This is a genomic window from Arcicella aquatica, assembly GCF_034928825.1.
Lineage (GTDB): Bacteria > Bacteroidota > Bacteroidia > Cytophagales > Spirosomataceae > Arcicella > Arcicella aquatica.
The window spans coordinates 49,605-74,543 of the sequence record NZ_JAYFUL010000013.1; the positions used below are offsets into that span (position 1 = coordinate 49,605).

Genomic DNA, 24,939 nt, shown 5'->3' on the forward strand with positions numbered 1-24,939 from the left:
CTTACTTGAATTTGTAAAATCGCCAATTTGTTTTAAAATCTTTGCCCAAAGATTGTTTTGTGAGAATAGCCCTAATCATTTCTACGGGCAACGAGTTTTCTTGCATAATACTATCATGAAATTGCTTGTAAGACATTTTGCCTGTGTCAACCAATTCGCTTTTCAAGGCCTTAAATTGTACCCCCCCAATCATGTAGGCAATTTGATACAGCGGGTCATACCCACCTACAAATGAACGCCTTACTTCGCCTTCTGCATTGGCTTTTTCATGTCCAACTCGGTCGATTAAAAAATCTATACATTGCTGTGGCGTCCAATTACCCGTATGATAATTAAGCGAGAAAATAATTCTTGCACAACGGTGCATCCGCCAGAATAACATGCCTATTTTATCTTCTGGTGTCTTTGGGAAATTCATGTCATATAATAGCAATTCCCAATACAATGCCCAGCCTTCCATCCAAAAAGGAGTGTCAAACTGACGATACGTTTTATATCTATTCAGCATAAAATACTGTAACGAATGCCCAGCTATCAATTCATGATGTACGGTTGCTCTTGAAAAATGAGGATTATTGCCACGCATACTCATTAACTTCTGGTCTTCAGTCATGGTATTGGTTGGATAGGAGATAATGAACTCTTCACCGCCTAAAAAGAATGGATTAACTAATTGTCTTTCTGGTGACATCATATTCATTCGCCATGCTTCTTCTGCCAGTGCTGGAATACTTATTAATTGATTTTTCTTTAGGAAGTCAACCGATTCATTGTATAACCTCATCATTTCTTGTGGCTGTTGAGAAGGCTGGACATATTTAGTTTTTACGTATTCCAAGGCAGCTTTCCAATTGTCGCCAAAACCAAGTTCTTTACTTGCCTTGAGCATTTCAGCATCACACCAAGCAAATTCTTTATTGGCAATATCAACTAATTCTTCAGGAGAATAAGGTATCATTTCAAGCTGTAATCGACGGACGATTTCTTCTTTACCAATCGGATTGCCTACAATACCACTAGCATCTATTTTTTGTGTTGAGAGGTTTTTCCCTTTCTTTTGAAAATTAATAGCATATACTTTTAACAGCGAATCCAACTGAGCATAAGGTTGGGGCATCCACCAAGTAAACAAAGGGTCGTAGCCATTGTAAAAGCCATAAACAGACTTAATCGCTTTCTGTAAACTTATAGTAATGCCTGCACCTCGCTTTCCCAAGCTGTTGGTTAAAGAGCTGTCTTTGGTCAATTTAGTATTCAGTAAAACGAGTTGCTTGGCTATTTCATTAAACTGAAAAGCTAATTTAGGAGCATCTAAAGGCGTTCCTCTTCTTCTTATTTTTTCTACTGCATATAGGCTATCAGCAAAAGGAAACCATTTCTTCAAGGCGTCATACTCTTTCTCTTCAAGCGTAAATTGATAATATTCTTCATCCAGGTTCCTTTTGAATAAGATGTAATCTACTTTAGTACCAGTATTTAGTTGATTAAAATTGAGTTTTGATAATTGACTTTGATAGTCGGAAATAAGCTTTTTTAGGCGTTCTCTTCGTTCAGGAGAGTTTTCTACAAAGTAAAATCTGGAAAGTATGCCTTTGTCGGCATAATATTGAGTCATCACATTATTGACTTCACTACTTTGTTGATACAAATCTGTTGTGGAGATTTGAGAAAAAGTGATTGATTGATAGGTCATTAGGAAGAAACCTATCAAAAAAAGTCTGCGTTGTAATGGTCGATATCTTTTCATTTGTTGCTCAAATTATGGGTTCCACTTGTGACAAGTAAAAGTATAATTTTATAATGATTTGAAGTACATACATTTTATCAATAGATACCTTAATATTAACTTAATGAAAAGAAAAAGCCCTGCGTCATTACGACACAAGGCTGAATTACAAATTGAAAGCAAAGAGGGTTCTAAACTTTTATTTTAGCCAACTTAGATAGCCCTTTAGCGGCTCTCCATTGGTCGTTTCCACCGAGAACATTCTGAATCGTATATTTCTTAACATCAGATTTTACTAATTGTTTAGACCACTCTACCCTTGCTTGTGAAATACCACCAGCTTCTCTAGAGTCATATTCTGCATAAAAAGCTGTTTTCTCGGCATTGGTTTTATGCCAATTGTGCCATCCTTCAGGCTTAATAATGTTTGACATTTCGCAACATAAAAAAACCGTTTTGGCATAATCTCGCCAAGGTCTTCCTAAATAATAAGTGGCTGCTGGTGCACTCCCTGTCAAAGTACAACGATTGAAGACAAAGCCATAAGATTGATCTTGAGGTGTTGATGCTGCTGTAAAAAAGCCCGCATCTAATTTGCCATTTAGTTGGCAATGGTCAAAAAATGCAATGGCCCAACCAAAAATAAAATCAACAGTGCCTTCAATATAGCAGTTTTTATAGTATTGTCTGGTTCCAGCACGTTTGGGATATAAGGTATCTTGAAAGCCTAGAAAGCGACAATTGATAAAACGAGCTTTATCACCGTCCACTAACATTGCTACCGCTTGCCCAACTGGCCCTGCGGTATTAGCGAAGGTGATATTTACGGCAGTAAAATTATCTGCCACAATTCTAGTAGATGCTGATGTGGTAGTCGTAATTTTTATACCATCTGCCCCTACTTTACCAGAAAAATCATCAAAAGATAAAATAGTTTGTGACGCACTTTCGCCCACAAGCGTTACCATGTTTTTGGTAGAATCTAGTACTATTTTCTCTTTGTAAGTACCATTTTTAACGAAAATAACCACAGGGTTATTATTATGAAGGGGAACTGCATCAAAGGCCTCTTGGATACTTTTATAGTCACCAGTGCCATCTTTTGCCACCGTTAATTGCTTGGTAGGTGAAGCCAATAGTTCCATGCTCAGCATACAGCATAAGCAAAGGAAAACGTATTTTAAATGTAACATAACTAAATTTTAAAGAAACAGTTCTTCATACAATAAACAAACTCTCAGGAAGCCTTATATCTCTTATTTACTTTTAAAGTATATCGTTGTTGGTTAAGTATTTTGTTTTGCAAAATTATAGAATTTTATCAATAAAAAATATAATATTAAAAATATTTAAAAGTAAAATATTACTTCTTTTGAAGTAGATAAAATGCTTAAAATAGTAGATAACAGCATTTTAAAGGTTTGTCAGAGTATAATGTGGGTTTAAAACAAAAAAAGACTCCTAATTAATTAGAAGTCTTCTTTTACTGAATATGAATGTTTTTTGTTAAATTGTAATCGCTTATATACTAAACAGTTATGGCCGAATCAATTTATTTTACCAATGTTTGCCTTTTAACTACTTACGACGCCAAAAGTAAGAGAATCAGGGTTCGTCCTACAGAGGGGCAGAAGGTGCCTGTTTTGTGGGTTAGCTGTTCTAGAAAACAACGAAATCAAATGCAAGTTGGTACAGTTTTCAGAACAGATGTTAAATTGATAATTTCTGGGAAAAGAAAACCATACTTAGCTGCCACTAAAAAGATTTTAGGACAGCTAAGCTTGTTTTAACCCGCCTTTACAATTTTCTTAACCATTTGTTCTTTCCCTTGAATTACTTCTATCACGTAGTTTCCAGCAGGTAAGTTTCTGATGTCTAATTTTTCAGAAAATTTGCTTCCAGATTTTTCGAATATATTTTGTAACATCACTCTGCCGAATGTCAAGTCACTAATTTTTACTTCAAGGTTTTCAGTACTTTCATTATCTAGCGTCAATAATACATAATCAGTAGTTGGATTTGGATATGTATTTAATGAACCCAATAGTGGTGTTTCTGGACCTGATTTTTCACTAACTGCAATACGGCTATTCATTTCTGTTGTTGGAATTACATTGCTTGTTGGTTTAACATTACCAGCTTGATTTGTAGAGGCTGTCTCTGTCGGAATCAAGAAGATAGGCGTTTCAGTAACATTTAATGTAAATTTTCCGCCGTTTGCAGCCAAAGATGAAACACTCATTGAATCTGCACCCACTTTTAAGTTATATAAATTTGCTTTTGAAACATTACCAAGATTCAACGTATAATCAGCAGTACGTCCTTTTTCGTCAGCGATAAACAAAACATAAGCAGATTTACCATTGTACTCATAACGATCTACCATTGGCTCTTGAGAGATAGTTTCTTTGTACACATAGTTCCCCATTAATTTGTTTGTTTGATAGAGGTAATCTGCAATTGGTCTGCGTTTTTGATTAGGGCCAATTAAGCCAGATGAACCAAACTGAATAGGGTTTTCAAAGTTGTCGTCATATATTTCATAAAAGAAAGATTTTTCAACACCTAAACGGTTATACATCAAAGATGATCTTAAACCCCAGTCTGCCTGAGTAACATATTCGCTTTTATCGCCAATTGGAATAGCTTTTAATGGGCTCCCTTGGTTAAGGTCAAAGCCTAATTCTGTAATCCAAACAGGCATATCATTCGCATAATCATGAGCCATTTGAACAAATTCTTTCGCTGTTTTTGCTGCTTCTGATACTTCTGGAGCAGCACCACGAGAAGATGTACCATCTTGTTTAGAACCTGAATTATCAGAATATTGGTGGTAATTAATGATGTCCCAGCATAAATTAACAGTTCCATCAGCATTATAACCTCTGAACTCTTTACACCAGTCAATCATACCTCTTACATAGTCAGTTTTTGCGAATGCTAAACCAGCCATTACCACTTTCATATTAGGGTCAGCATTTTTTACACCAACGCCAGGGCCCATTGTGTTTTTGTGTCCATCATAAAAAGCAGATAAATTAGCAGCATGCTCACGAGCAGTTTGGTAAGCACCTCTGCCTTTCCACCATTTGTCGCGCTCATTACCACATTCCATGTATTTTACTACACCTAGGCCTACTTTTACCGTATTGATGTTATCAAAAGTCCATCTTGGTTTGTCATAAACACTTAAAAGAGACAGGTCAACATTTTTATTGCTTCCATAACGGGCAGCATATTGAAACGCTACTCTAGCTTGTTCAATATATGAAGCAGGGTCTGTAATAGACTTTCCGTATTTTACAGGAATAACGTTATAATCTTGGATACTTTCAGGATATGTTTTAACCAACCAAGTTGAAGCAACTTGAATACAAGCTAATACTTCAATACCTTCAGTTTTACAACGCTCATAAATTGCATCATAATTCCAACCACCGCTATATGTTGGGTTGAATGTATATTTGTTTTCACTGAACTCAATTTTATCCCAATCTATGTAGTGACGGAAACCTGAGAATGATTTGATAGCTTTAACCTTTGTTTCGTCAACATAATCTGGGTGATATGGGTCAAAAAAGTCCCATTCAAAACCATTTACGCCAAAACCATCTTTCATTTTAATAGCTTTCAAAGGTGCTGCTGTAACAGCTTTTTTACTTGCTATGTGTGTACCATACAACTCCATTTCTGTAGGTAAGTTTCCGTAAGTGTTGATTACCAAATATCTGATTTTACCTGCTGGAATATTGCTCAAAGAAAATGTATTTGGATTAAGAGGATCTGGACCTACCCAAGCATTGTATAAATCTCCTGTGAATTTTGCAATCTGAATTCTTTCCCAAGTATCAGTAATCACAGAAAGCGTCATAGGCTTATCTTGGAAGATACCTTGTCCGTCATAAAAACGAATACTTTGCAATGTCATTTGCTCGTCGTCAAGAAGTGGGTAATAAGCATCATAATTATCTAATATTTTTCCCCATCCTGTATTCACAGAAGCATCTAAGATACCGTCAAAAAGTTGTTCTAAACCATTGCTATTGTTGTTTAATTGATACCATCTTTTTGGGTTGATTTCTATTTTAGTACCAGCAATTACTGGTGCTGGAGCTACTACCACTACAGGAAGAGTCGGTGTTGGAGTAGTAACAACTGGGCTATCATCCACTAAACCTGTAGAAACACTAGTTGCCTCTAAGCCAAATACCTGTACTTTTTGAGGAATATTGTTCGCAAATTTATGAATTACGATAGCATCTGCATCAAAAGGAGTTGCAACGATAATATCTACAAATGTTTTGTAAGCAAGGCCTTCAAACAAGCCTAGGAAAATTTTATTAGCACCATCTAAAGCATATACCGAAACAGGATTATCAGCGAAAGTACCTTCATAGTCATACAAAGAAACTTTAGTGATTTTACTGCGTTTTTCAAAAGTTAATCTTACGTCAACCCATTTAGAGTTACCAGTCCAAACATATTCAACTAAATTGTTCAAATCATCATTCAACCAAGGAGTATAGTTTTGACCAGTGTTTTCATTAGCTGAAATCTTAGCAATTTTAACACGGTCTGGAGCAACAATTGCAGGAGTTTCTACAATAGGAGTAGGCGTTACTACAACTACGGGCTCTGGAGTGGTAACCGCTGGTTCAGGGGTTGTAACTACTAGCTCTGCTGATTTAGCAGCGGCTGTGGTAGCGGCAGTGCCATATACCTGTACTTTTTGCGGAATAGCATTAGCATATTTGTGAATGATGATAGCATCAGCATCTAATGGTGTTTTTACCACGATGTCCACAAAAGACATATAGGCAGTACCATTAAAAGTTCCCAATAAAGTTTTAGTAGTTCCGTCTAAAGCATATACAGAAACGGGAGTACCTTCGAAAGAACCTTGATGGTCGTATAAAGAGACTTTAGTGATTTTGCTACGTTTTTCTAATTTCAAGGTAACATCTACCCATTTGAAATTACCAGACCAAACAAATTCAACAAGGTTGTTTAAATCATCATTTAACCAAGGGCTAAAATCTTGACCTGTGTTTTCGCTAGGAGTAATAGAAGAAATTTTAATGCGTTCTGGAGCAACAACTGTAGAAACAACAGGAGCTGGAGTAGGCGTTACTACAACTACAGGTTCAGGGATTGTAACTACAGGTTCTGTTGGTTTAGCAGCTTCTGTAGTAGCAGCAGTGCCATATACCTGTACTTTTTGCGGAATAGCATTAGCATATTTGTGAATGATAATAGCATCAGCATCTAATGGTGTTTTTGCCACGATGTCCACAAAAGACATATAGGCAGTACCATTAAAAGTTCCCAATAAAGTTTTAGTAGTTCCGTCTAAAGCATATACAGAAACGGGAGTACCTTCGAAAGAACCTTGATGGTCGTATAAAGAGACTTTAGTGATTTTGCTACGTTTTTCTAATTTCAAGGTAACATCTACCCATTTGAAATTACCAGACCAAACAAATTCAACAAGGTTGTTTAAATCATCATTTAACCAAGGGCTAAAATCTTGACCTGTGTTTTCGCTAGGAGTAATAGAAGAAATTTTAATGCGTTCTGGGCTTTGGCAAAAAACAGCAAGTGGTGCTATTAAAAATAGCACAAGCAAAAGTAAGCGTCTTTCCATTGTTTATTGGCGGTTAAAAATGGAGTGAATAAAAAGAAAAAAAATAAGATAAATTCAATAATATTTATAACTTTTATTTGCCTTTTTGAAGCAAATGAAGAATTTATTATTCTAAGTTAAGAAATTAAGTTTGCAATTTTTATAAAAATTGCAAAAAAATATTAAAATTTTTAACAAAAAATGTATTTTAAGGTCTAAAAAAAATGATTTCTTAACGCTGAACTTAATAATGGTTATTTTCATAACCATTATTCTTCTAATTTCTATTTTCTAGAAAATTTTGCTAAAAAAACTACTTTCAAAAATACATACGAGATTTCAAAGACATTAGTCGGAAATTGATTGAAAAGAGTAACAAAAAAATACCTATTATAAATTGTCTGTACAATAATACTATGGAAAGATTGCACAAGGCTATGATATTGTCTTATATTAAATCTGATTAAAATCATATACAAAATCTGACTAGTGCTATAAATGTTGAAAATAAAATAGGATTGATTATTTTTCCTTACGATTTTTGTAACAAACCCGTTTTTAACAAATTGAATATGACTACCACGCTTTCAAAAACTCCTTTACAACATCTTTTAAGTATCCCAGTGATTGTGGCCTCTTTAGGTTATTTTGTAGATATCTATGACCTCCTTCTATTTGGCATTGTTCGTCGATCAAGTTTACAAGACCTAGGTTTGGATGAAGAAGCAATTTCCTCGGTCGGAAAAGATATCCTTAATTGGCAAATGGGAGGTTTATTAATTGGAGGAATTTTATGGGGTGTTTTAGGAGATAAAAAAGGAAGATTGTCTGTATTGTTTGGGTCAATCATTACTTATTCTATTGCTAATATCGCCTGTGGCTTTATTCAAGACCCTACTACTTACGCTATTTTAAGATTTGTAGCAGGCGTAGGTTTAGCAGGCGAGTTAGGAGCAGGCATTACATTAGTTTCGGAGGTATTGCCTAAAGAGTTAAGAGCACTAGGTTCTTCTTTAGTCGCTGGTGTTGGCTTATTCGGAGCCGTAGCTGCTTATTTTACCGTAACTCAATTTGGGGGATGGCGTAATGCATACTTTATCGGAGGCGGATTAGGAATTATCCTTTTATTGATGAGAATAAGTGTTTTTGAATCGGGTATGTTTGAAAATGCTAAGAAACAGAAACATGTCAGTAAAGGCAATTTTTTTTCGCTCTTTACCAATGCTGATAGATTAAAACGATATTTAAAGTGTATTGCCATTGGTATGCCTACATGGTTTGTAATAGGTATTTTGGCAACATTCGCTGATGAATTTGGAAAGAAATTGGGTATTCCAGAAAACATTGAGCCAGGCAAAGCTATTATGTTTTGTTATGTAGGTCTTGCCATAGGCGACTTATCTAGCGGTGTAATAAGTCAGGTATTACAATCTAGAAAGAAAGCCGTTACAATTCTATTAATCCTTTCATTGATTTGTAGCATTATCTTCCTTTATGCGGGTATTTCTACAGCCTCTGGTTTATATACATTATGTATGTGTATGGGTTTTTCAGTAGGATATTGGGCAATGTTTGTTACTATCGGAGCAGAACAATTTGGAACAAACCTTAGAGCAACAGCCGCAACAACTGTTCCGAATATGGTACGCGGAACGGTAATCGGGATGACCTTACTTTATGCAAAGTTGAAAGTAGGAATAGGTGTATTTCATGCCGCTGCTATTGTTGGCATAATTTGTTTTATCCTAGCATTCTATTCTATTTTAACCATTCCTGAAACGCATGGTAAAGATTTGGATTATTTAGAAGAAGATTAAAAGATAAATTATTTAAAAGAGCTTTAGTATAAAGAAAGAATCTGGTATGTACCAAGAATGCACTTCTTTTCTAAAGCTCTTTTTATTGGCTTATGAAATTCCTTTTAACACAATATCATTTTCGCCTGCCCATTGAAACAAGTCTTTTTTCTGGATAGCAGAAGCCATCAAATCGGGAAATATATCAGGTGTACAAGCAAAGACAGGAATATTATGCTGAGAAAAGAATTTAGCATTTGAAGGCTCATAAGAAGGACTTCCATCATCATTGAGAGCTAACAAACAAATCACTTGAACGCCCGATTCGACTAAAGCGACAGCACGTTTTTTCATCTGTTCAAGATTTCCGCCCTCAAATAAATCTGTAATCAGTACTAAAATGGTATCGTCAGGTTTTTTTATAATCTCTTGACAATACTGTAAAGCCAAATTAATATCAGTTCCACCTCCTAATTGCACGCCAAAAAGTAAATCAACGGGGTCTTGTAGGTCTTCAGTAAGGTCAGCCACTTGTGTGTCAAATACAACCATCTTGGTTTTTACATTAGGCAAAGAAGCCATCACCGCTCCAAAAATTCCCGAATACACTACTGATGTCCCCATAGAACCACTTTGGTCTAAACAAAGTACAATATCTTTGAGTGAACGCTTTGCTTTACGTCCATAACCTACTTTTACTTCTGGGATAATGGTTTTATAATCAGGCTGATAATGTTTTAGATTTTTTCTAATAGTAGTATTCCAATCAATTTCATTGTAGCGAGGACGATAATTTCTGACAGAACGATTTAATGCACCAGACAAAGCTGCAATTGTTTTTTGTTCTAATTTTTGCATCAATTCATCTACAACTTTTTCAACCACTCGTCGAGCAGTATCTTTCGTTTTTTCAGGGATTAATTTCCCTAATTCCATCAGCGTAGCCACCAAGTGAACATCGGGTGTAGTTTGCTCTAAAATCTCGGGTTCAAGCATCATCTTTCTCTGCAATTCTGGATGTTTTAAGGCATCATTTTGCATGACTTTCACAACTGATTGTGGGAAATAACTACGAATATCGCCCAACCAACGAGCAACACTTGGTCTTGAACCTTCGCTACCACCTTTACTTTTTGACTGAGTATAATCAAATTTTTGCTTTTTATCGAAATCATATAAAGCAGTCAAAGCTTTATCTATCTGCATTTCTGAATCAGATAATTGACAACCAATACCATCGGCTTCATCCCCACCTAGAATTAACCGCCACTTTTTAAGTTGTTCTTCGTTTTCCATTATTGAACCTGAATTGCTTTTAATGAAATCATATCTGCCATAACTTCTGAATAAACAATTGATGGAACATTCTCAAAGTCAATTAGACGTGTATCGTAGATATTTTCTGGCTCGTCATAAACATAACTTCCAAATGCAACTTTTCCTTTATGAACAAACATCAAACTTCCTAATTCAGCATTTTCTTCGAGATAACCTATGCCAATCACTCCTTTTTGTATGATGATAGCAGTAATTCCTGCTTCTGAAAAATCTTTATAATAACTAGCTATTCCGCCAGCATCTACTATCGACCCTCGAATCCAACCTAATTTATCCATTTTGTTTACAAAAGAATAGCCTCCAATTTTGACATTACTAAACTCTTCACTCATTTTTAATGAACGCTCTTCCTCTTTTAACAATACTACCATTCTGTTAAGTTGCGGGAAAATAGGCATAAGGTTAGCATCATAAAGACTACTACTCCAAAAATCAATACTTTGAGATGAAAGTGAAATTGGATGCACCATTCCAATTTGCAATACTGGTAATAATTCTATCTCATCGCCATCTTCATTAATAAGTGTTTGGTCTTGCTCACATCGAAAAGTAAATAGTAATTCTCCTGATGAATTATAAGCGCCCCAAATCAGTCGAACAGCATATACAAACATGATTGGATTTTCTAGGAAAAAGCTTTGCCATTTTTCAGAAGACCATTTTCGTTGAATGATTAAGTATTGTTCTAATCGATTAGATTGAGATTTTACAATATCTTTGATTTCTTTTGAAACTTCCTTTAGTTCTTCTGCCAATTCTTTGTTGATGCCCTTGGGAGGGGATTTTAATAATTTATTGTCTTCATTGAAAAACATGATTTTAAAATCAGTATTAATAAAAGCACGAAAAATTTCGTCTCCAACTTCAAATCGTCTAAATAACCCATCAAAACCAAAATTGGGAATAATTGAATCGGCTAAATCATAAGGCGAAATACCTAACTCTTCTGCAACGAGTATAAAAGATTCATTAGCGGCTGCTCCAATATTTTTATTTTTAGCTTTATACTTTCTGGAAAAAAACTCAACAGCTCTCAAAGCCTTTGTTGAACCTTGCAACGCTAGTGCCTTCACTGTATATTCTGCCATTTTTCCTCTACTCGTTTCGGCAAATTCGATTACCTTTTTATACAATAAATCGATAATTTCATCGTCTCCTAAAAGCCCACCCAAGGTTAAACAAAATTTGTATTTTGCATCTGCACCATTTGCAAAATACGTTTTAATCAAAGCCTTTGCGAAATCACCACTCGACGTTCTATCAATCAACATAATTAATGGCTTGGCTTCAATATCGGTACGAATATCTTTTGTTCTACTCATACGGTAAAACAAAAACCTAATTGTTTCAAGATCAATTATTTGATTAGAGCTACTCCAATATATAGCAGGAAGTGTTGATTCATCTAGCCATTTTTCTAAAGGCTTTTCTAATTTTTCTCTTGCTTTTGCTTTTTGGACTTTCTGGAGAATGTCTTCTCGTGTATTTTGGTTAGAAATAATGGCTATGATACCTTCTAACATGGTGTCACGAGTATCATCATTTTTCTCTGTATCAATAAAATTTGTTAAAATTTCTTGGGCTTTTTCAGATTTGATTAAGGATAAAATTTTTGCTCCAGATTTCCGTTTCTCGATATTTTTCTCCTCTAACAAATTCACTGCCTCAGGTATAATTTGGTCGCCAAGTTTTGCTAATAGAATTACGGTTTGATCTCGGCATGTTCTATTATCACTCCTTACAAAAACAAGGAGTTTGGGAATGAGATGATTGAAGTTGAATTTCGCAATAAATTCAAAAATTGCTTTATTATTACTTTTCTCAGAAATATGGTTTTCAAATAATTCTTCAAATATAATTTGACTTTTGTCGCCATAAGCCTCAAATATTAGCATGAGATATTTTTCCGATAAAGTAATTGCTAATCCTTTTTTAGGGTAATTTATAAGGAAATCCTCTGAAGATTTACAGTGCTTCAAAATAATTTTTAACGACACAGAAAATGGGTCTATACTTATTGTTTCGTAAAAGTAAAAGCTATACCCAAATTCAAAATATTTTTTTGCAAGCTCTAGCTCATCTTCTTCAAAATGTTTTGGAGCATATTCCTCTAAAAGGCCAAAACAAGAAGCAAGTAAATTAGCATTCTTTTTCTCATTGAGAAAGGCTATTATCTGAGGATAATATTTTTCTGTATTCTTCTCTAATAGAATTTTTATTACCAATAACGTATCTGCAATCTTACAATTTGATGCAAAAAACCTTTCAATATGCTGTTCCGCAAGATTAGGATTGGCAAAAAATAAAAAATCCCAAAAAATATGTTCTTTATTATCTTGAAAAGGTACTTGATAGGCATTATTAAAGTCATTGGTTATTTGTTCTTTGACAAAGATTCCACCAGAAGTTAAGCGTTCTCCATTCCGTAATACATTACCCCCTTTATACAATAAACTCCTTAATAGATTATTTTTGCTAATGGAAACTTGATATCCTGAAAGTTTTAATGATAATAAATCAATCAAATTTACTCCATTTTCAAAAGGAATATATTTCACTAAATATTGAATCATTAATCCCTCCCCCATGCTCCAATAAGATGTTACAAGGTTAAAAAATCTATCATCAATATCTGTCAGAGCATCTAATGGATTTATTGCTTCTATGATTTTATTCGGAATAATATAATTTGAAATGGTGCCATAAATAATACCTTGAGGAAAAGAATCTAAACCTAATAAATAATCAAAAACAGCATTCATGAGGCTCTTTTGATTAGTATTAACCCACGAGTACCCCGAAATAATATTTCTAACTTTTAGAAGCTCTAGTTTTTGTTCTTGTTCAGTTAAACTATTGCCTTTTTGCTCTTCATTCATTGTTAATAATGTTTAGTATTTTCTTCACGTTTAGAATAACAACATTTCCAACACAGGCAAAACCATTTCTGCTCGGTTTTTGTCTAATTCTTGCTCTATCTTGGATGCTTTCGTATAATCTTGCGTAATAATTCCTTCTTTTGCTTTTTCGCCAATTTGACGGCGTTCAGCATATTCAAATTTGGAAAATGTTCTACGCAAAATAGGCAATAATTCCATGAAAACTTCTTCCTGAATTTGACCTACCCAACGATAAATTAGGTTCCATAATTTATGGTCATAAATCAAAATCATTCCACTACCCCTTAAAAACCCTTCAATCCATGCTGCTACTTCAATAGGTTCATTATTGGCTGATAATGAATAAGATAATTGTCTGTCTGTTTCTTCTTCTGAAAGATATTGTGCATCTAATAATAAGCGACAGGTACAGCCTTTTATGAGTTGGTTTACACCTGATTTATCTAGTAGTTTACTCAACGCATCCATCCATATTTGGTCTATCTCTGGCTTATCACTCAATAGAACTGCGTCGTTTACTTGTCCAATTTTTAAAAACATATTCTCAGCATTGGCTTCGTCTAATCCATAACAGGCATTAGATAAGCCAATGGATATTTTAGTGATTAGGCTATCGACAATACCTTGTATCATTGAAAGGTCGGTTTTACGAACGTTTCCATAACGGCTTACCTGTACTAATGGGGGATAGGCAAACATTAAATCCATGATGTCGGCTGAAATAGTAGCAAGCTCGTTTACTTTGTTTAAAAGCACGCCAATAATATCAAATAATTCAGCAGGAATTGTTTTCTGAATCAATTCGGCAACCTTTCCGACCGACGTTTCATTGTCTAATTGGTTCACAATAATTTGCTGTGTAGCTATCTGGATAGTATTGCCAAAAAATGCTTTGTCAATCAATGAAATCATCATTTCAGGTTCCCATTCTAATTTCCATGATTCTTTGAAAGTACCTTTGCTTCTACTATCTATTCGTTTTGCCCAAGGAATTCCTAGAATCTCCAGCCGGTGCAAAAAAATGCTTCTTTTTAAATCATTTTCATTGCGTAAATCCAAATCATATTGCTTAGCATTAGCAGTCAGTGGTAAACGGAGAGATTTGATGATTCGCTCAAAATCTTCTTGTAAAGGTACCTTTGGAATATCAGAAGGTACTTTGCCTAATTTTTTCCCTATAATTAGTTGCTCTCGTACTAAATTCAGCATGATTTTATCACCCATGCACATAACGGCTAAAACGGCTTCATTTAGTTCTTCTAAACTGGGCTTAGAAAAGTTCCGTAAGGCTGCCAAATTTTCTGCCAAGCGAACAGCTTCAATGATATGAGCAGTAGAAATATCTACATTCTTTTTTCTGAAAACTTCTGCTACTTTGGTCAGCCAACGTAAATCATATTCATGGGGTGTTTTCCAGATATGTTCAAACCAACCCGGCGAATAAATCCCTGCTCCATAACCCGATTGTATCGATAGTCGTTGATTTGTCCATGGAATCCAAGTTGCCAATACTTTGATTTTAGTTTTGGGCAAAGTCTTTAAAATCTTTGTATCAGCCTTTGCAGATTTATTCAATTCTTGTAATACGGGTGCGTGCCAAGCCCCGCAAATCACGACGATATTGCTAAATAATTCATTCTGTGCTTTCCGAATAATTTCACGCATATAGGCTTCACGATAGACATTTTCTTCATCTAAAGATGATAAAATCTGTTGTTCTCTGAGAGAAGTCATGGCCAAAGTAACAGCATCAAAATGGTCAATTTCGGTATCCTTAATATAGTTTTTCTCAAAATAATGTTCCCAAAAAGCCTCTCCAGAACTAAAGTTGGAGATTTCGGCTAAGTAGCTAAGTGGATCACGAGGGACAAGCAAATGGATAGGCTCAGTATCGATAATCGGGGTATCATTATCTTTTTCAGCAACAGCTTGAGCTTCTTGCTGTTTTAGATAAGCTATCTGGAAAGAGATTGCGGCAGGCAAATCCATTGCCCGCAAAGGAATGTTATTTTTATTGGCATAAATGGCCGCAACCCATTCAGGAGAATACTCAGCGAATGGATAAAAAGACGATTGCTTGGGATTTTCAGTGTTATAAATCATCACCGAAACAGGCGGTTTTAAGTCGGAATGCCCAATTAGTGTTAACGCATTTGTGATTTCGGGTGGACCTTCAATCAAAATCATATCAGGCCGCAATTGTTCCAGACGTTCAGCCACATTTTTTGCCGACCCCACACCATGATGACGAATACCGAGGATTGTTAAATTCATGAGTCAAAAAATCATCATCATTCTTTATTAAAAATGATATAAGTATATGATTTGCAGGTGTTTTTGTTGTAAAATATTCTATCTGAATCGTTTTGCTCTAACTTAATTCCCTACATGCTCGATAAATATCTTTCCATCCCTCTCGGCTTTTTATAACGGTTTCTAAATATTCTTTCCAAACAATTTTATCTTGTACAGGGTCTTTTACGATTGCCCCCATGATTCCTGCGGCTAAGTCTTGAGCATTCATATTACCATCACCGAAATGAGCGGCTAAAGCTAATCCGTTATTCACTACTGAAATAGCTTCGGCAGTACTTAGTGAACCTGTTGGTGATTTCAATTTTGTTTTACCGTCTTCAGTTACGCCGTTTCTTAATTCTCTAAAAATCTTTACGATGCGTTCAATTTCTTGCAAAGCAGGAGCTTGTACGGGCAATTCTAAACTCTTTGCAAGACTGGCTACACGCCTACGTACAATGTCTACTTCTTCATTTGCACTATCTGGAAGGGGTAAAATAACGGTGTTAAAACGTCGCTTTAATGCTCCAGAAAGCTCATTAACGCCTTTGTCTCGGTTATTAGCGGTGGCTATTACATTAAACCCTCTGATTGCTTGTACTTCCATGCTCAATTCTGGAATAGGCATTGTTTTTTCAGAAAGTACTGTAATCAACGTATCTTGAACGTCGGCTGAAATACGAGTTAATTCTTCTATTCGGGCAATTTTTCCATTCTTCATGGCAGTCATCATGGGTGTAGTAACCAAGGCTTTTTCGGTTGGACCTTCTGCCAATAAACGAGCATAATTCCATCCATAACGAATGGCTTCTTCGCCAGTTCCTGCCGTTCCTTGAATTAATAAGGTAGAATCACCTGATATAGCAGCGGTAATATGTTCCGAAACCCACGATTTGGCTGTTCCGGGCAAACCATAAAGTAACAAAGCTCGGTCTGTTGTGAGTGTCGCAACTGCGATTTCCATTAAACGACGGTCACCAATGTATTTTGGTGAAACCTCAAAGCCATTTTTGAGCTTTCCACCCATTAAATACGTAACTACTGCCTGTGGAGTTAGTAACCAGTTGGGTGGCAAATGTCCAGTATCTTGTTTTTTGAGTTCAGCTAATTCTTCCGAAAATTGTACTTCTGCGTGTTGGCGTATAAGATTCATGTTATCATTGTTTAAAGTAAAAACGTTACTTAGAGCGTCTCTACGAATATATTTTTTGTTTTATTTCCATTGCTTTCATGATTGCATCTACAAAATGTTTTTCCCAATGATTCCTGTAATATGGATTTGCCGAAACAATAGGATATACTTTAGCATTTTGTAAGAAACTGATAGCAGATGGATGTAAATGTTTTACCATGAAAATAGCAAGTTGCTCTGGAATAAAAGTATTTTGTTCAATGAGGATAGTATAAGTCTCCTTTAATATTTTATCAGAAAATCCTACTGACCATGTGCCATTCCAATTAGCAAAACAGGCTTCTAAGACTTGAAGGGAAGTTAACTGTTTGGTTGAAATGATGTATTGCTCTTGCTCACTTTTAGGTAATAAGCCTAAAAGTAGACGCTGGTCTTGTAAAGTAGTAATCTTAAATAAAACTTTTGCCAAAGCTATATTTTTGTAGAGAAGAGCATTTTTAATGATAGCATTTAAAAAAAATGAGACTTCCTTTCCTGATAATTTCACCTTAAATGGTGATGAAATAAAGTATTCTACTGTTGCTTCTAAATCTTTTTCTAAGTGATTAATCCAAAAATCAAAAGGTAAATATTCTAGAAAACAGGCAAGCCAATAATGCTGATTTGTCGTGAAAATGGCAATGTCTGGAGATACTTCAAACCCATATTCAGATTCCATCATGCTGATATTCATAAAGCTATCGTCATCATTAGATAATGAAATAACTATGTTTTTTTTACCAGCCCAACCCATAATCCCTTTGGCTTTTTCATGGTTAAAGTATATTTCTAAGGCTTTGGTTGTGTAGATATAAGTATCAGTATCCACAATGCCCATTAGCAAGCCTTTTATTATTACCCTGATTTCTCTTTGGGTCTTGCGTTCTTTTATTTTAAAAGTAAACTCGGGAATAATACTTTCTAAAAAAGCTACATCCGACAATTGAAAAGTTGTTTTTATGGTCTCAATAAAAGCCCTTTTATCGTTCAGAGATTCTTCTTTCCATGTCGTTTCTAACAATGATAAAGCTTTTTGAGGGTGCTCATTTCTAAGCTCAATAAATAATTCACGTCGTTCTGCAAGCTTTCCTTCTTTCCAGATTTGTTCTTCCGAAGCCAGTTCTTTTAACGTAATACTCGTTTTGAAAGTCAATAAGTCTAACCCTTTTTTACTAAGTACTTTAATGATTTTAGAATGGAATTTTTTAGGTAAACTTTCTGCCAAAATCAAGAGCGAAACAGTTGATTTTGCAGTACATACTTGTTCCCTTTCTATCAATTTATCAAGCCAAAGAGCTAATAAATCATTCCTAAGGTTGTATGGCATCTCCAAAATTTCATTCAAAATAGCAGCAAATTTTTGAGGAGAAACTACAGCATTATTATGTTGGTTTTCTATTGGGAATTCTCCTACAAACCGTTTAGGTTTTTGTCCTGATTCTTCATAAAATGCCAAAAGTGCAGCCGTTTTTAAAAATCTAGCTTCTTTATCTGTATCAGACATTTTCTCGACGATAATCCGAATACTTTCAGGCAATAATTTTTCATCAAACCCAATTTTGTCTGTACCAAGGAGTGCTGTATTGATAAGTTGTAGTAACATATTTTATAACATTAAGTAATTATCTCCTTCAAAAATCCCCAATGGCAAAAAGCCATCACGCCTAAAAATACCTGCCAAATTCACAGATGTATTTCCTGCGTAAGCATAAAGCGTTAACATTTTTTCTTCAGTCCACGAATGACTAATTTCATGGAAATGCATGGTAGCATCACAGAGAATATGTTGTTTTTTGTCTAAAACGAACCGTAAATTATTGATAACCATGGGAATGTCATTGACGAACGGATATTTACTGAGTTGTTCAGCGCGAAATTGGAATGCATCAGTCCAATCATTGAACATTTCAGGAATTTTATCTAATTTTTGGACAAATCCTTTTTGTAGATTAATAACGGCTCGATGTGGCAAAACGGAAGGGAAAAAGACCAATTCGGCTTCTATCAAAGCACCTGGCAAAACGATATTGTCGAGCGGAGAATAGGGCGTACCAAAATTGAGTATCAAGGCAGAACGATTGGTTTTTGCCCCTAACAACCAATTTCGCTGTATTATAATCCCTTCCGACTCTTGTTGTTCTTGCCCTAATGCAATCCATACATCTTTTACTTTTTCGGCATTAGGGTTTTGCAATAATTCTTTTGGAGATTGATTCCAGCCAACTAGGCTTTTAAGGCTTTGTTGCCATTCCAGAGATAATTTTGAGGAATTTTTAAAGGCCTCAATGAGTAAAAATATTTCAGCAGCAATCCGGAGAGAGTCCTTTTGCCAATCGTCATTTCCTAAATAATTTAAATCTCTAAAAGCCCGAACCCTCCCTGCCAATCCTGTTGCTTTGGCATCGACCATACGAGCGGCAATTTTCTCGAAGAAACTAGCATCCTTATTAGGTAAAGCTAACAAACCCGTTCTTACCAAGTCTTTTAGCCACAATTCCAATTCTACTATTCCACCTTCAACTTGTAAGAGGCGTTCATTCTGCCGTTTTTCTTTACTTTTTTGTGCTTTTTCTTCTGTATCTAATGATGTTTCAGGACTTACTTCTACTTTTTTTTCAGCTTTTAAGTTTCTTTTATCAATCCATTCTTTTACCCAATCTGGTTCACTGTTAGTTTCTGAAAACAGTGTAGGTTGTTTCGCAAAAGCTAGCATTAAACCAATACCATGTTTACAGGGAAATTTGAAGGAAGGACAAGAACACTTATAAGCAATATTTTGTAAATCAATTTGAGTACGGTATGGTTTTGAGCCACTCCCTTTGATTTCGCCCCAAAGTACACGCTCATTAAATTGCTTTATTAACCACTGATTGGCATTAGATAATGCTTTACCCGCTTTTAAAGAAGCGGTATCTGGAGCAAGTGTCTCTACTTGTTGTTCTGAAAAGTTCAAGGTGAAGGTAGTTAGTAGATTTTTATTGAGTCAAATAAAGTAATAGTTCTATTAATTTCCAAATTAGGGTAAAAGAAATAACCGTTTACCCCAAATGGTCATCATGACCATTTGGGATTTTTTATTTTCTGCCCAGCCACAAAAGAGCATCAAGAATAAATTGACTTTGTGTTGTATTCTGAAAGGTATTTGATAAATCTTTATTCGTTTTATGTTCATAATCAATATCATTATGACCCATATTGACATAAAGCATTTTATAGTTTTTGTTTGTCCATGCCACAGGATAATCGCCACTATGCCAGATTTCATGTGCTTTAGGCCCTGTGCCTAAAGGGAAACTGCTAGGATGAATAGAAAGGAGTACGTCAATGTTGGCATTTTTTCTTAAATCGTTTGTCCATCTATACCATTCATTAGGAGCAGAGCTGAACGTTTTTGGTAAATGCTTAACAGCAGGATGTTTAGGATTTTCAATACTCAATACTGCCGACGTTGGTCGCCAAGTATTGCTTTTGTATTCACCTGACCCTAAAAATTGCTCATGATACCAATCCCAATTTTGAGGGTAGGTTGAATTGTTAAGGGCAAAACCAGCGAAGTGAAAGCCTATCCATGCACCACCCTTTTCCATATATTGCTGAAAAGCGATTCGTTGTTCTGGCGCTTCGGGGCGAGTATCTAAAAATAGTACTACCTGATATTGTGAAAGGAAATCAAGGTTAAGGTTTTGCCAATTATTGGTAGAATCATAAATAAAGTGATGTTCTTCGGCCATTTTAGCAAACCATTTATTAGCCTCGTGAACATAACTAATGTGTGCTTGGTCATTTTTGGCCGTATAAAAGCCTATTATTTTGAAGGTTGAAGAGCGTTTTTGTGCATTGCTTTCAAAAGAAGCTATCATATAGCAAAACAAGCAGGTGATTAATAATAGTCTGCGCTGAATCATGGATATAGTTAAGTATAAATTTAGTTAGGCTAAATTTAAGTATATACTCATCCTTTTTCTATCCTCTTTTAATTGGTATTGTTTTATGAAGCAGTAGGCGTAAAGCAAAAACATGAGTCATCCCAAATTTTAAAATCATAAAAAAGCGGTCTAAATTAGTTTTTCGACCGCTTTTTTATGATTGATTGGCAACGAATTCCTACTGTTTGAGCGGAGCGAGTTTAGGAATTCTTGATTTTCTTTTGTTACTTTTCTTTCATCAAGGAAAGAAAAGTAAGGGCTAGACAATAATTAATTAGAAAACCTCTCAAATTGTCTCCAAAACGCACAATTTTAGGAAAAATTCGGGATGACTCATGTTCATATTGGAGTAATTATTCATGTACTAACTGTAATGTTTCAGCTGTATGCTCTCTTACACTTTCGCTTAGTTCAGCGTTTTTGCTCAACGATTCACCGAATGAAGGAATCATTTCTTTTAATTTTGCTTGCCATGCTGGCGTACTTAATTGCTCAGGGTAACAACGCTCTAATAAAGTAAGCATGATAGAAACAGCCGTTGATGCTCCCGGAGATGCTCCTAATAAAGCGGCAATAGAACCATCAGCAGCACTAACTACTTCTGTTCCAAACTCTAAGATTCCACCATGTTTTGGGTCTTTCTTAATTACTTGTACACGCTGTCCAGCCGTTTCCAATTCCCAATCTTCCATTTTAGCATTAGGTAGATAGTCTTTTAATGCTTCCAGACGGTCTTCGGGAGATTGACGCACTTGGTCGATTAAGTATTTTGTAAGTGGGATGTTATCTAAACCTGCCGAAATCATCGGAACAATATTGTTGGGTTTGATAGATAAAGGTAAATCTAACAGAGAACCATTTTTCAAGAATCTCGTAGAGAAACCAGCATAAGGACCAAAAAGTAATGCTTTTTTACCATCAATCATGCGTGTATCTAAGTGAGGTACCGACATTGGCGGAGAGCCAACGGCAGCTTTTCCATATACTTTAGCATTATGGCGTTCGATAACTTCTGGATTTACACATTTCAACCACTGTCCACTTACGGGAAAACCTCCAAAACCATTTCCTTCAGGAATAGCCGCTTTTTCTAATAAAGGTAGCGAACCACCGCCAGCACCAATAAATACAAATTTGGTCCTGATTACTCTTTTATCACCCGTTGCTAAATCCTTTACTTTTATCTTCCAGTTGCCATCTTTCTTCTTCAATTTCTTTACTTCATGATTGAAATGAATAGATACATTTTGATCATGCTGTAAATCTTCAAACATAATTCTAGTTAAAGCACCGAAGTTGACATCCGTTCCTATATCCATTCGAGTAGCCGCTACTTTTTCAGCAGGGTCTCGGCCTTCCATTACTAAAGGTATCCATTCACTAATTTGCTCGCGGTCTTCAGAATATACCATTCCATTGAATAAATGTGATTCCTGCAAACGTTCATAACGCTTACGAAGATATTCTACATTTTTCTCTCCCCAAACAAAGCTCATGTGTGGTGTACTTTTGATAAAAGTATCTGGCGACACATCTTTGTTTTTTTGTACAAGGTATGACCAAAACTGCTTGGATACTTCAAATGACTCTGCAATAGAAATTGCCTTTGAAATATCTACAGACCCATCAGAGAGTTGAGGCGTATAATTTAATTCGCAAAAAGCTGAATGACCTGTGCCAGCATTATTCCAAGCGTCCGAACTTTCAGCTGCGGCAATGTCTAGGCGTTCAAAAACTTCTATACTTAAATCTGGTTGTAGTTCTTTGAGTAAGGCACCTAAAGTGGCACTCATAATTCCTGCACCAATCAAAACTATATCAAGAACCTTGTCTGAATTACTATTTGTACTATTCATAAATCAATTAATTTTTTGGACAACTCTAAAAAAAGAAAAAATGAATTATATCAGTTTGAAAATTGGATATTCATAATAGGATTTATCCAATATTTAGTTCATCAAACAAAGTTATTACCTCAAATATCCTAAACAAACTACTATGGGTAATCTTATAAGTTATGTCCAATTACTCATTAGAATTAATCTATAATATGCGCAAAAACTTCAAAGAGATATGAAAAGATTTTACGGAAATTTTACTTTGAAGAAAAATAGAAGGAGCAAGATTTAAGTATGTTTAGCACATTGTGAATCAGCAATTAAGCCGAATGAAGCAAAAACTTAATCATTTAGTAAATGTTTGAATTTCATCAAAATCAGTTGTTAGCAGCCTTAGGATTAAGTTTAGTAGGTTGTTAATATTATAATTTATGCTATACAATACGCCCTTTCCTAATGCTAGTAAGCATTAGCCAAAACGTAACAGTATCAGGAATATAGGTAGGAATTCCAGTAATTTATATACCATTTAATTTCGATTATTGAGCAAACTTTGTATCCTGATGTAATCAATCTATTTCAATGTAAAATGCTTGTAGAAAGAATTGTATCATCAAAACCTTTTAATCTTCTGAAAATGCTTATTCTATTAATTGAGGCTCAGTAAAACCATCATTTATTGAAAATTAATACTTATTTTGGAAGGTAAAGAGACACATTCTTAACTAAGAATAGCAGTTGTATTTAGAAGTAAATGACTATTTCTTGTAAAAATGAGCTTAAAAGAAAAATGGGAAAGTCCTATTTTCAAAAAAATAGTCAATTTTGTTGTCTATTTTTTTGAAATCGTGAACGAATATCATTTTTTATAGGTTATAAAGTCATGTTAATATCCAAATAACATACAAAACGCATTAATATTTATTCAAAACGATCAATTTTACCTATCAATGTTCATGTACCAGACTAGAAAAATACTACCGATAATGTTCTTGACAACGTTATTGGTTTTAAAAATTCCCTCGAAACTATATGCTCAAACGGTTGTTCAAGAAAATCTGTCTAGCAAAACAGAAACGGCTTCTAAACTAGAAGATGCAACACTCGAAAATGTCGTTCAATATGCGATTAAGAATCATCCACAAATTCAACAGTCATTTATCGACCAGCGAATCGTTGAAAACACGATAAAGAGTAAACTGGCTGACTGGTATCCGCAGATTAACTTTAACTACAATTTACAGCATAATTTTTTGGTTCAAACAAGTATCATCGGGGGCAATCCTGTAAAGCTAGGGGTTGATAATACTTCGGCTGCGCAGTTTTCTGTTTCACAGAATATCTTTAACCGAGATGCTCTTTTAGCGAATAGAAGCCAAAACGATGTTCGTTTGCAAGCAAGTCAGGCTACAACAAATACCAAAATTAATTTGGCAGCAAATGTTTCAAAAGCATTTTATGCAGTGTTGGCAACGAAGCAACAGATTAAAGTGACAGAAGGAGACATTATTCGTTTGCAGAGAAGCTTGAAAGATACTAAGAATCAATACAGTGCTGGAACAACTGACAAAATAGACTATAAACGTGTAAGCATTACGTTGAACAATACATTGGCTTTGAAGAAAAGTAACGAAGAGTTATTGAAGGCTAGATTACAAAATTTGAAGTCGTTGATGGCTTATCCTGAAAATGAAGAATTAGTAATTGTGTATGATACCCTACAAGTAGACAGAGATATTATGATTGATACTTTACAACAGTCAGATTTTACCTCACGCATTGAATACAAACAATTAGCTACGTTAAAAAACCTTCGTGAAGCTGAATTGAAGTATAATAAATGGAGTTATTTACCTGCTGTTTCCTTCAACGGAGCTTATAACCTTAACTTCTTGAATAACACTTTTACAGATTTATATTCAAAAAACTATCCTAATTCATTTGCTAACGTAACGCTTTCGTTACCAATTTTTCAAGGAGGAAAGCGTAAAGCTAACATCAACTCTGCCGAATGGCAGTTGAAGCGAGTAGACTTAGATGTTAAGAACCTGAAATTAAGTGTAAATACAGAATATCAACAAGCGTTAGCTACTTACAAAAGCAATTTAGCCGTGTTTCTCTCACAAAAAGAAAACATGGAACTTGCTAAAGAAGTATATGATTTGATTCAACTGCAATATCGTTCGGGTATCAAAACCTATTTAGAAGTAATCACTTCTGAGACCGACCTTCGTACAGCCAGAATTAATTATTACAATTCGCTTTACTTGGTATTATCAAGCAAAGTAGATGTTCAAAAAGCATTAGGTCAACTTAACTATTAAAG

General features: G+C 35.1%; 14 protein-coding genes. 3 read left to right on the top strand and 11 right to left on the bottom strand.

The annotated features are described in order from the left end of the window. Nucleotide 1: 1 nt before the first annotated feature. Together VB264_RS10250 and VB264_RS10255 are read right to left on the bottom strand one after the other, a co-directional pair. On the bottom strand, nt 2-1,747 hold the full coding sequence (locus tag VB264_RS10250; RefSeq protein ID WP_323249056.1) for a DUF885 family protein: 1,746 nt from the start codon (nt 1,745-1,747) through the stop codon (nt 2-4). A gap of 170 nt (nt 1,748-1,917) precedes the next feature. Beyond that, nucleotides 1,918-2,919 (bottom strand): pectinesterase family protein, encoded by a 1,002-nt coding sequence (locus tag VB264_RS10255; protein ID WP_323249058.1) that lies wholly within the window; start codon nt 2,917-2,919, stop codon nt 1,918-1,920. Nucleotides 2,920-3,264: 345 nt separating this feature from the next. On the opposite strand from VB264_RS10255, the gene VB264_RS10260 reads away from it, so the two are divergent. After that, nucleotides 3,265-3,516 carry a hypothetical protein gene (locus tag VB264_RS10260; RefSeq protein ID WP_323249060.1) on the top strand — a complete coding sequence of 84 codons (252 nt, stop codon included), beginning with the start codon at nt 3,265-3,267 and terminating at the stop codon, nt 3,514-3,516. Here the strand turns inward: VB264_RS10260 and VB264_RS10265 are convergent. Then, the gene (locus VB264_RS10265) at nt 3,513-7,370 is read right to left on the bottom strand and encodes a T9SS type A sorting domain-containing protein (RefSeq protein WP_323249062.1); all 3,858 of its coding nucleotides are present in this window, start codon (nt 7,368-7,370) and stop codon (nt 3,513-3,515) included. The two genes, VB264_RS10260 and VB264_RS10265, sit on opposite strands and share 4 nt — an antisense overlap. A gap of 551 nt (nt 7,371-7,921) precedes the next feature. Between VB264_RS10265 and VB264_RS10270 the strand changes: the two genes are divergently transcribed. After that, nucleotides 7,922-9,166, top strand: a complete 1,245-nt coding sequence (locus tag VB264_RS10270) for an MFS transporter (protein WP_323249064.1) — start codon at nt 7,922-7,924, stop codon at nt 9,164-9,166. Between the two features lie 90 nt (nt 9,167-9,256). On the opposite strand, the gene VB264_RS10275 is transcribed toward VB264_RS10270, so the two are convergent. The 8 genes from VB264_RS10275 to VB264_RS10310 all read right to left on the bottom strand — a co-directional run bounded on the left by VB264_RS10275 (nt 9,257) and on the right by VB264_RS10310 (nt 22,631). Beyond that, entirely contained in the window at nt 9,257-10,441 is a 1,185-nt protein-coding gene (locus tag VB264_RS10275; protein ID WP_323249066.1) for a VWA domain-containing protein, read from the bottom strand. Further along, nucleotides 10,441-13,362 carry a DUF4132 domain-containing protein gene (locus tag VB264_RS10280; RefSeq protein WP_323249068.1) on the bottom strand — a complete coding sequence of 974 codons (2,922 nt, stop codon included), beginning with the start codon at nt 13,360-13,362 and terminating at the stop codon, nt 10,441-10,443. Before VB264_RS10280 ends, VB264_RS10275 begins: the two co-directional genes overlap by 1 nt. Nucleotides 13,363-13,392: 30 nt before the next feature. Further along, nucleotides 13,393-15,657: a DUF5682 family protein gene (locus VB264_RS10285; protein WP_323249070.1), complete on the bottom strand. Its 2,265-nt coding sequence runs from the start codon at nt 15,655-15,657 to the stop codon at nt 13,393-13,395. Nucleotides 15,658-15,754: 97 nt separating this feature from the next. Continuing rightward, the gene (locus VB264_RS10290) at nt 15,755-16,831 is read right to left on the bottom strand and encodes an ATP-binding protein (protein WP_323249072.1); all 1,077 of its coding nucleotides are present in this window, start codon (nt 16,829-16,831) and stop codon (nt 15,755-15,757) included. A gap of 40 nt (nt 16,832-16,871) precedes the next feature. Then, nucleotides 16,872-18,452 carry a DUF5691 domain-containing protein gene (locus VB264_RS10295; protein ID WP_323249074.1) on the bottom strand — a complete coding sequence of 527 codons (1,581 nt, stop codon included), beginning with the start codon at nt 18,450-18,452 and terminating at the stop codon, nt 16,872-16,874. A gap of 3 nt (nt 18,453-18,455) precedes the next feature. Continuing rightward, the gene (locus VB264_RS10300) at nt 18,456-19,802 is read right to left on the bottom strand and encodes an SWIM zinc finger family protein (protein ID WP_323249076.1); all 1,347 of its coding nucleotides are present in this window, start codon (nt 19,800-19,802) and stop codon (nt 18,456-18,458) included. A gap of 121 nt (nt 19,803-19,923) precedes the next feature. After that, nucleotides 19,924-20,709: a ThuA domain-containing protein gene (locus VB264_RS10305; protein WP_323249078.1), complete on the bottom strand. Its 786-nt coding sequence runs from the start codon at nt 20,707-20,709 to the stop codon at nt 19,924-19,926. Nucleotides 20,710-21,128: 419 nt separating this feature from the next. Then, on the bottom strand, nt 21,129-22,631 hold the full coding sequence (locus VB264_RS10310; RefSeq protein WP_323249080.1) for a malate:quinone oxidoreductase: 1,503 nt from the start codon (nt 22,629-22,631) through the stop codon (nt 21,129-21,131). 938 nt (nt 22,632-23,569) lie between these two features. Here VB264_RS10310 and VB264_RS10315 point away from each other — a divergent pair. Continuing rightward, on the top strand, nt 23,570-24,937 hold the full coding sequence (locus VB264_RS10315) for a TolC family protein (RefSeq protein WP_323249082.1): 1,368 nt from the start codon (nt 23,570-23,572) through the stop codon (nt 24,935-24,937). Nucleotides 24,938-24,939 lie beyond the last annotated feature (2 nt).

Bases quoted from the DNA above. Each gene is read 5' to 3' on its own strand.
- VB264_RS10250 (WP_323249056.1), bottom strand. From the start codon at position 1,747: ATGAAAAGATATCGACCATTACAACGCAGACTTTTTTTGATAGGTTTC.
- VB264_RS10255 (WP_323249058.1), bottom strand. From the start codon at position 2,919: ATGTTACATTTAAAATACGTTTTCCTTTGCTTATGCTGTATGCTGAGC.
- VB264_RS10260 (WP_323249060.1), top strand. From the start codon at position 3,265: ATGGCCGAATCAATTTATTTTACCAATGTTTGCCTTTTAACTACTTAC.
- VB264_RS10265 (WP_323249062.1), bottom strand. From the start codon at position 7,370: ATGGAAAGACGCTTACTTTTGCTTGTGCTATTTTTAATAGCACCACTT.
- VB264_RS10270 (WP_323249064.1), top strand. From the start codon at position 7,922: ATGACTACCACGCTTTCAAAAACTCCTTTACAACATCTTTTAAGTATC.
- VB264_RS10275 (WP_323249066.1), bottom strand. From the start codon at position 10,441: ATGGAAAACGAAGAACAACTTAAAAAGTGGCGGTTAATTCTAGGTGGG.
- VB264_RS10280 (WP_323249068.1), bottom strand. From the start codon at position 13,362: ATGAATGAAGAGCAAAAAGGCAATAGTTTAACTGAACAAGAACAAAAA.
- VB264_RS10285 (WP_323249070.1), bottom strand. From the start codon at position 15,657: ATGAATTTAACAATCCTCGGTATTCGTCATCATGGTGTGGGGTCGGCA.
- VB264_RS10290 (WP_323249072.1), bottom strand. From the start codon at position 16,831: ATGAATCTTATACGCCAACACGCAGAAGTACAATTTTCGGAAGAATTA.
- VB264_RS10295 (WP_323249074.1), bottom strand. From the start codon at position 18,452: ATGTTACTACAACTTATCAATACAGCACTCCTTGGTACAGACAAAATT.
- VB264_RS10305 (WP_323249078.1), bottom strand. From the start codon at position 20,709: ATGATAGCTTCTTTTGAAAGCAATGCACAAAAACGCTCTTCAACCTTC.
- VB264_RS10310 (WP_323249080.1), bottom strand. From the start codon at position 22,631: ATGAATAGTACAAATAGTAATTCAGACAAGGTTCTTGATATAGTTTTG.
- VB264_RS10315 (WP_323249082.1), top strand. From the start codon at position 23,570: ATGTACCAGACTAGAAAAATACTACCGATAATGTTCTTGACAACGTTA.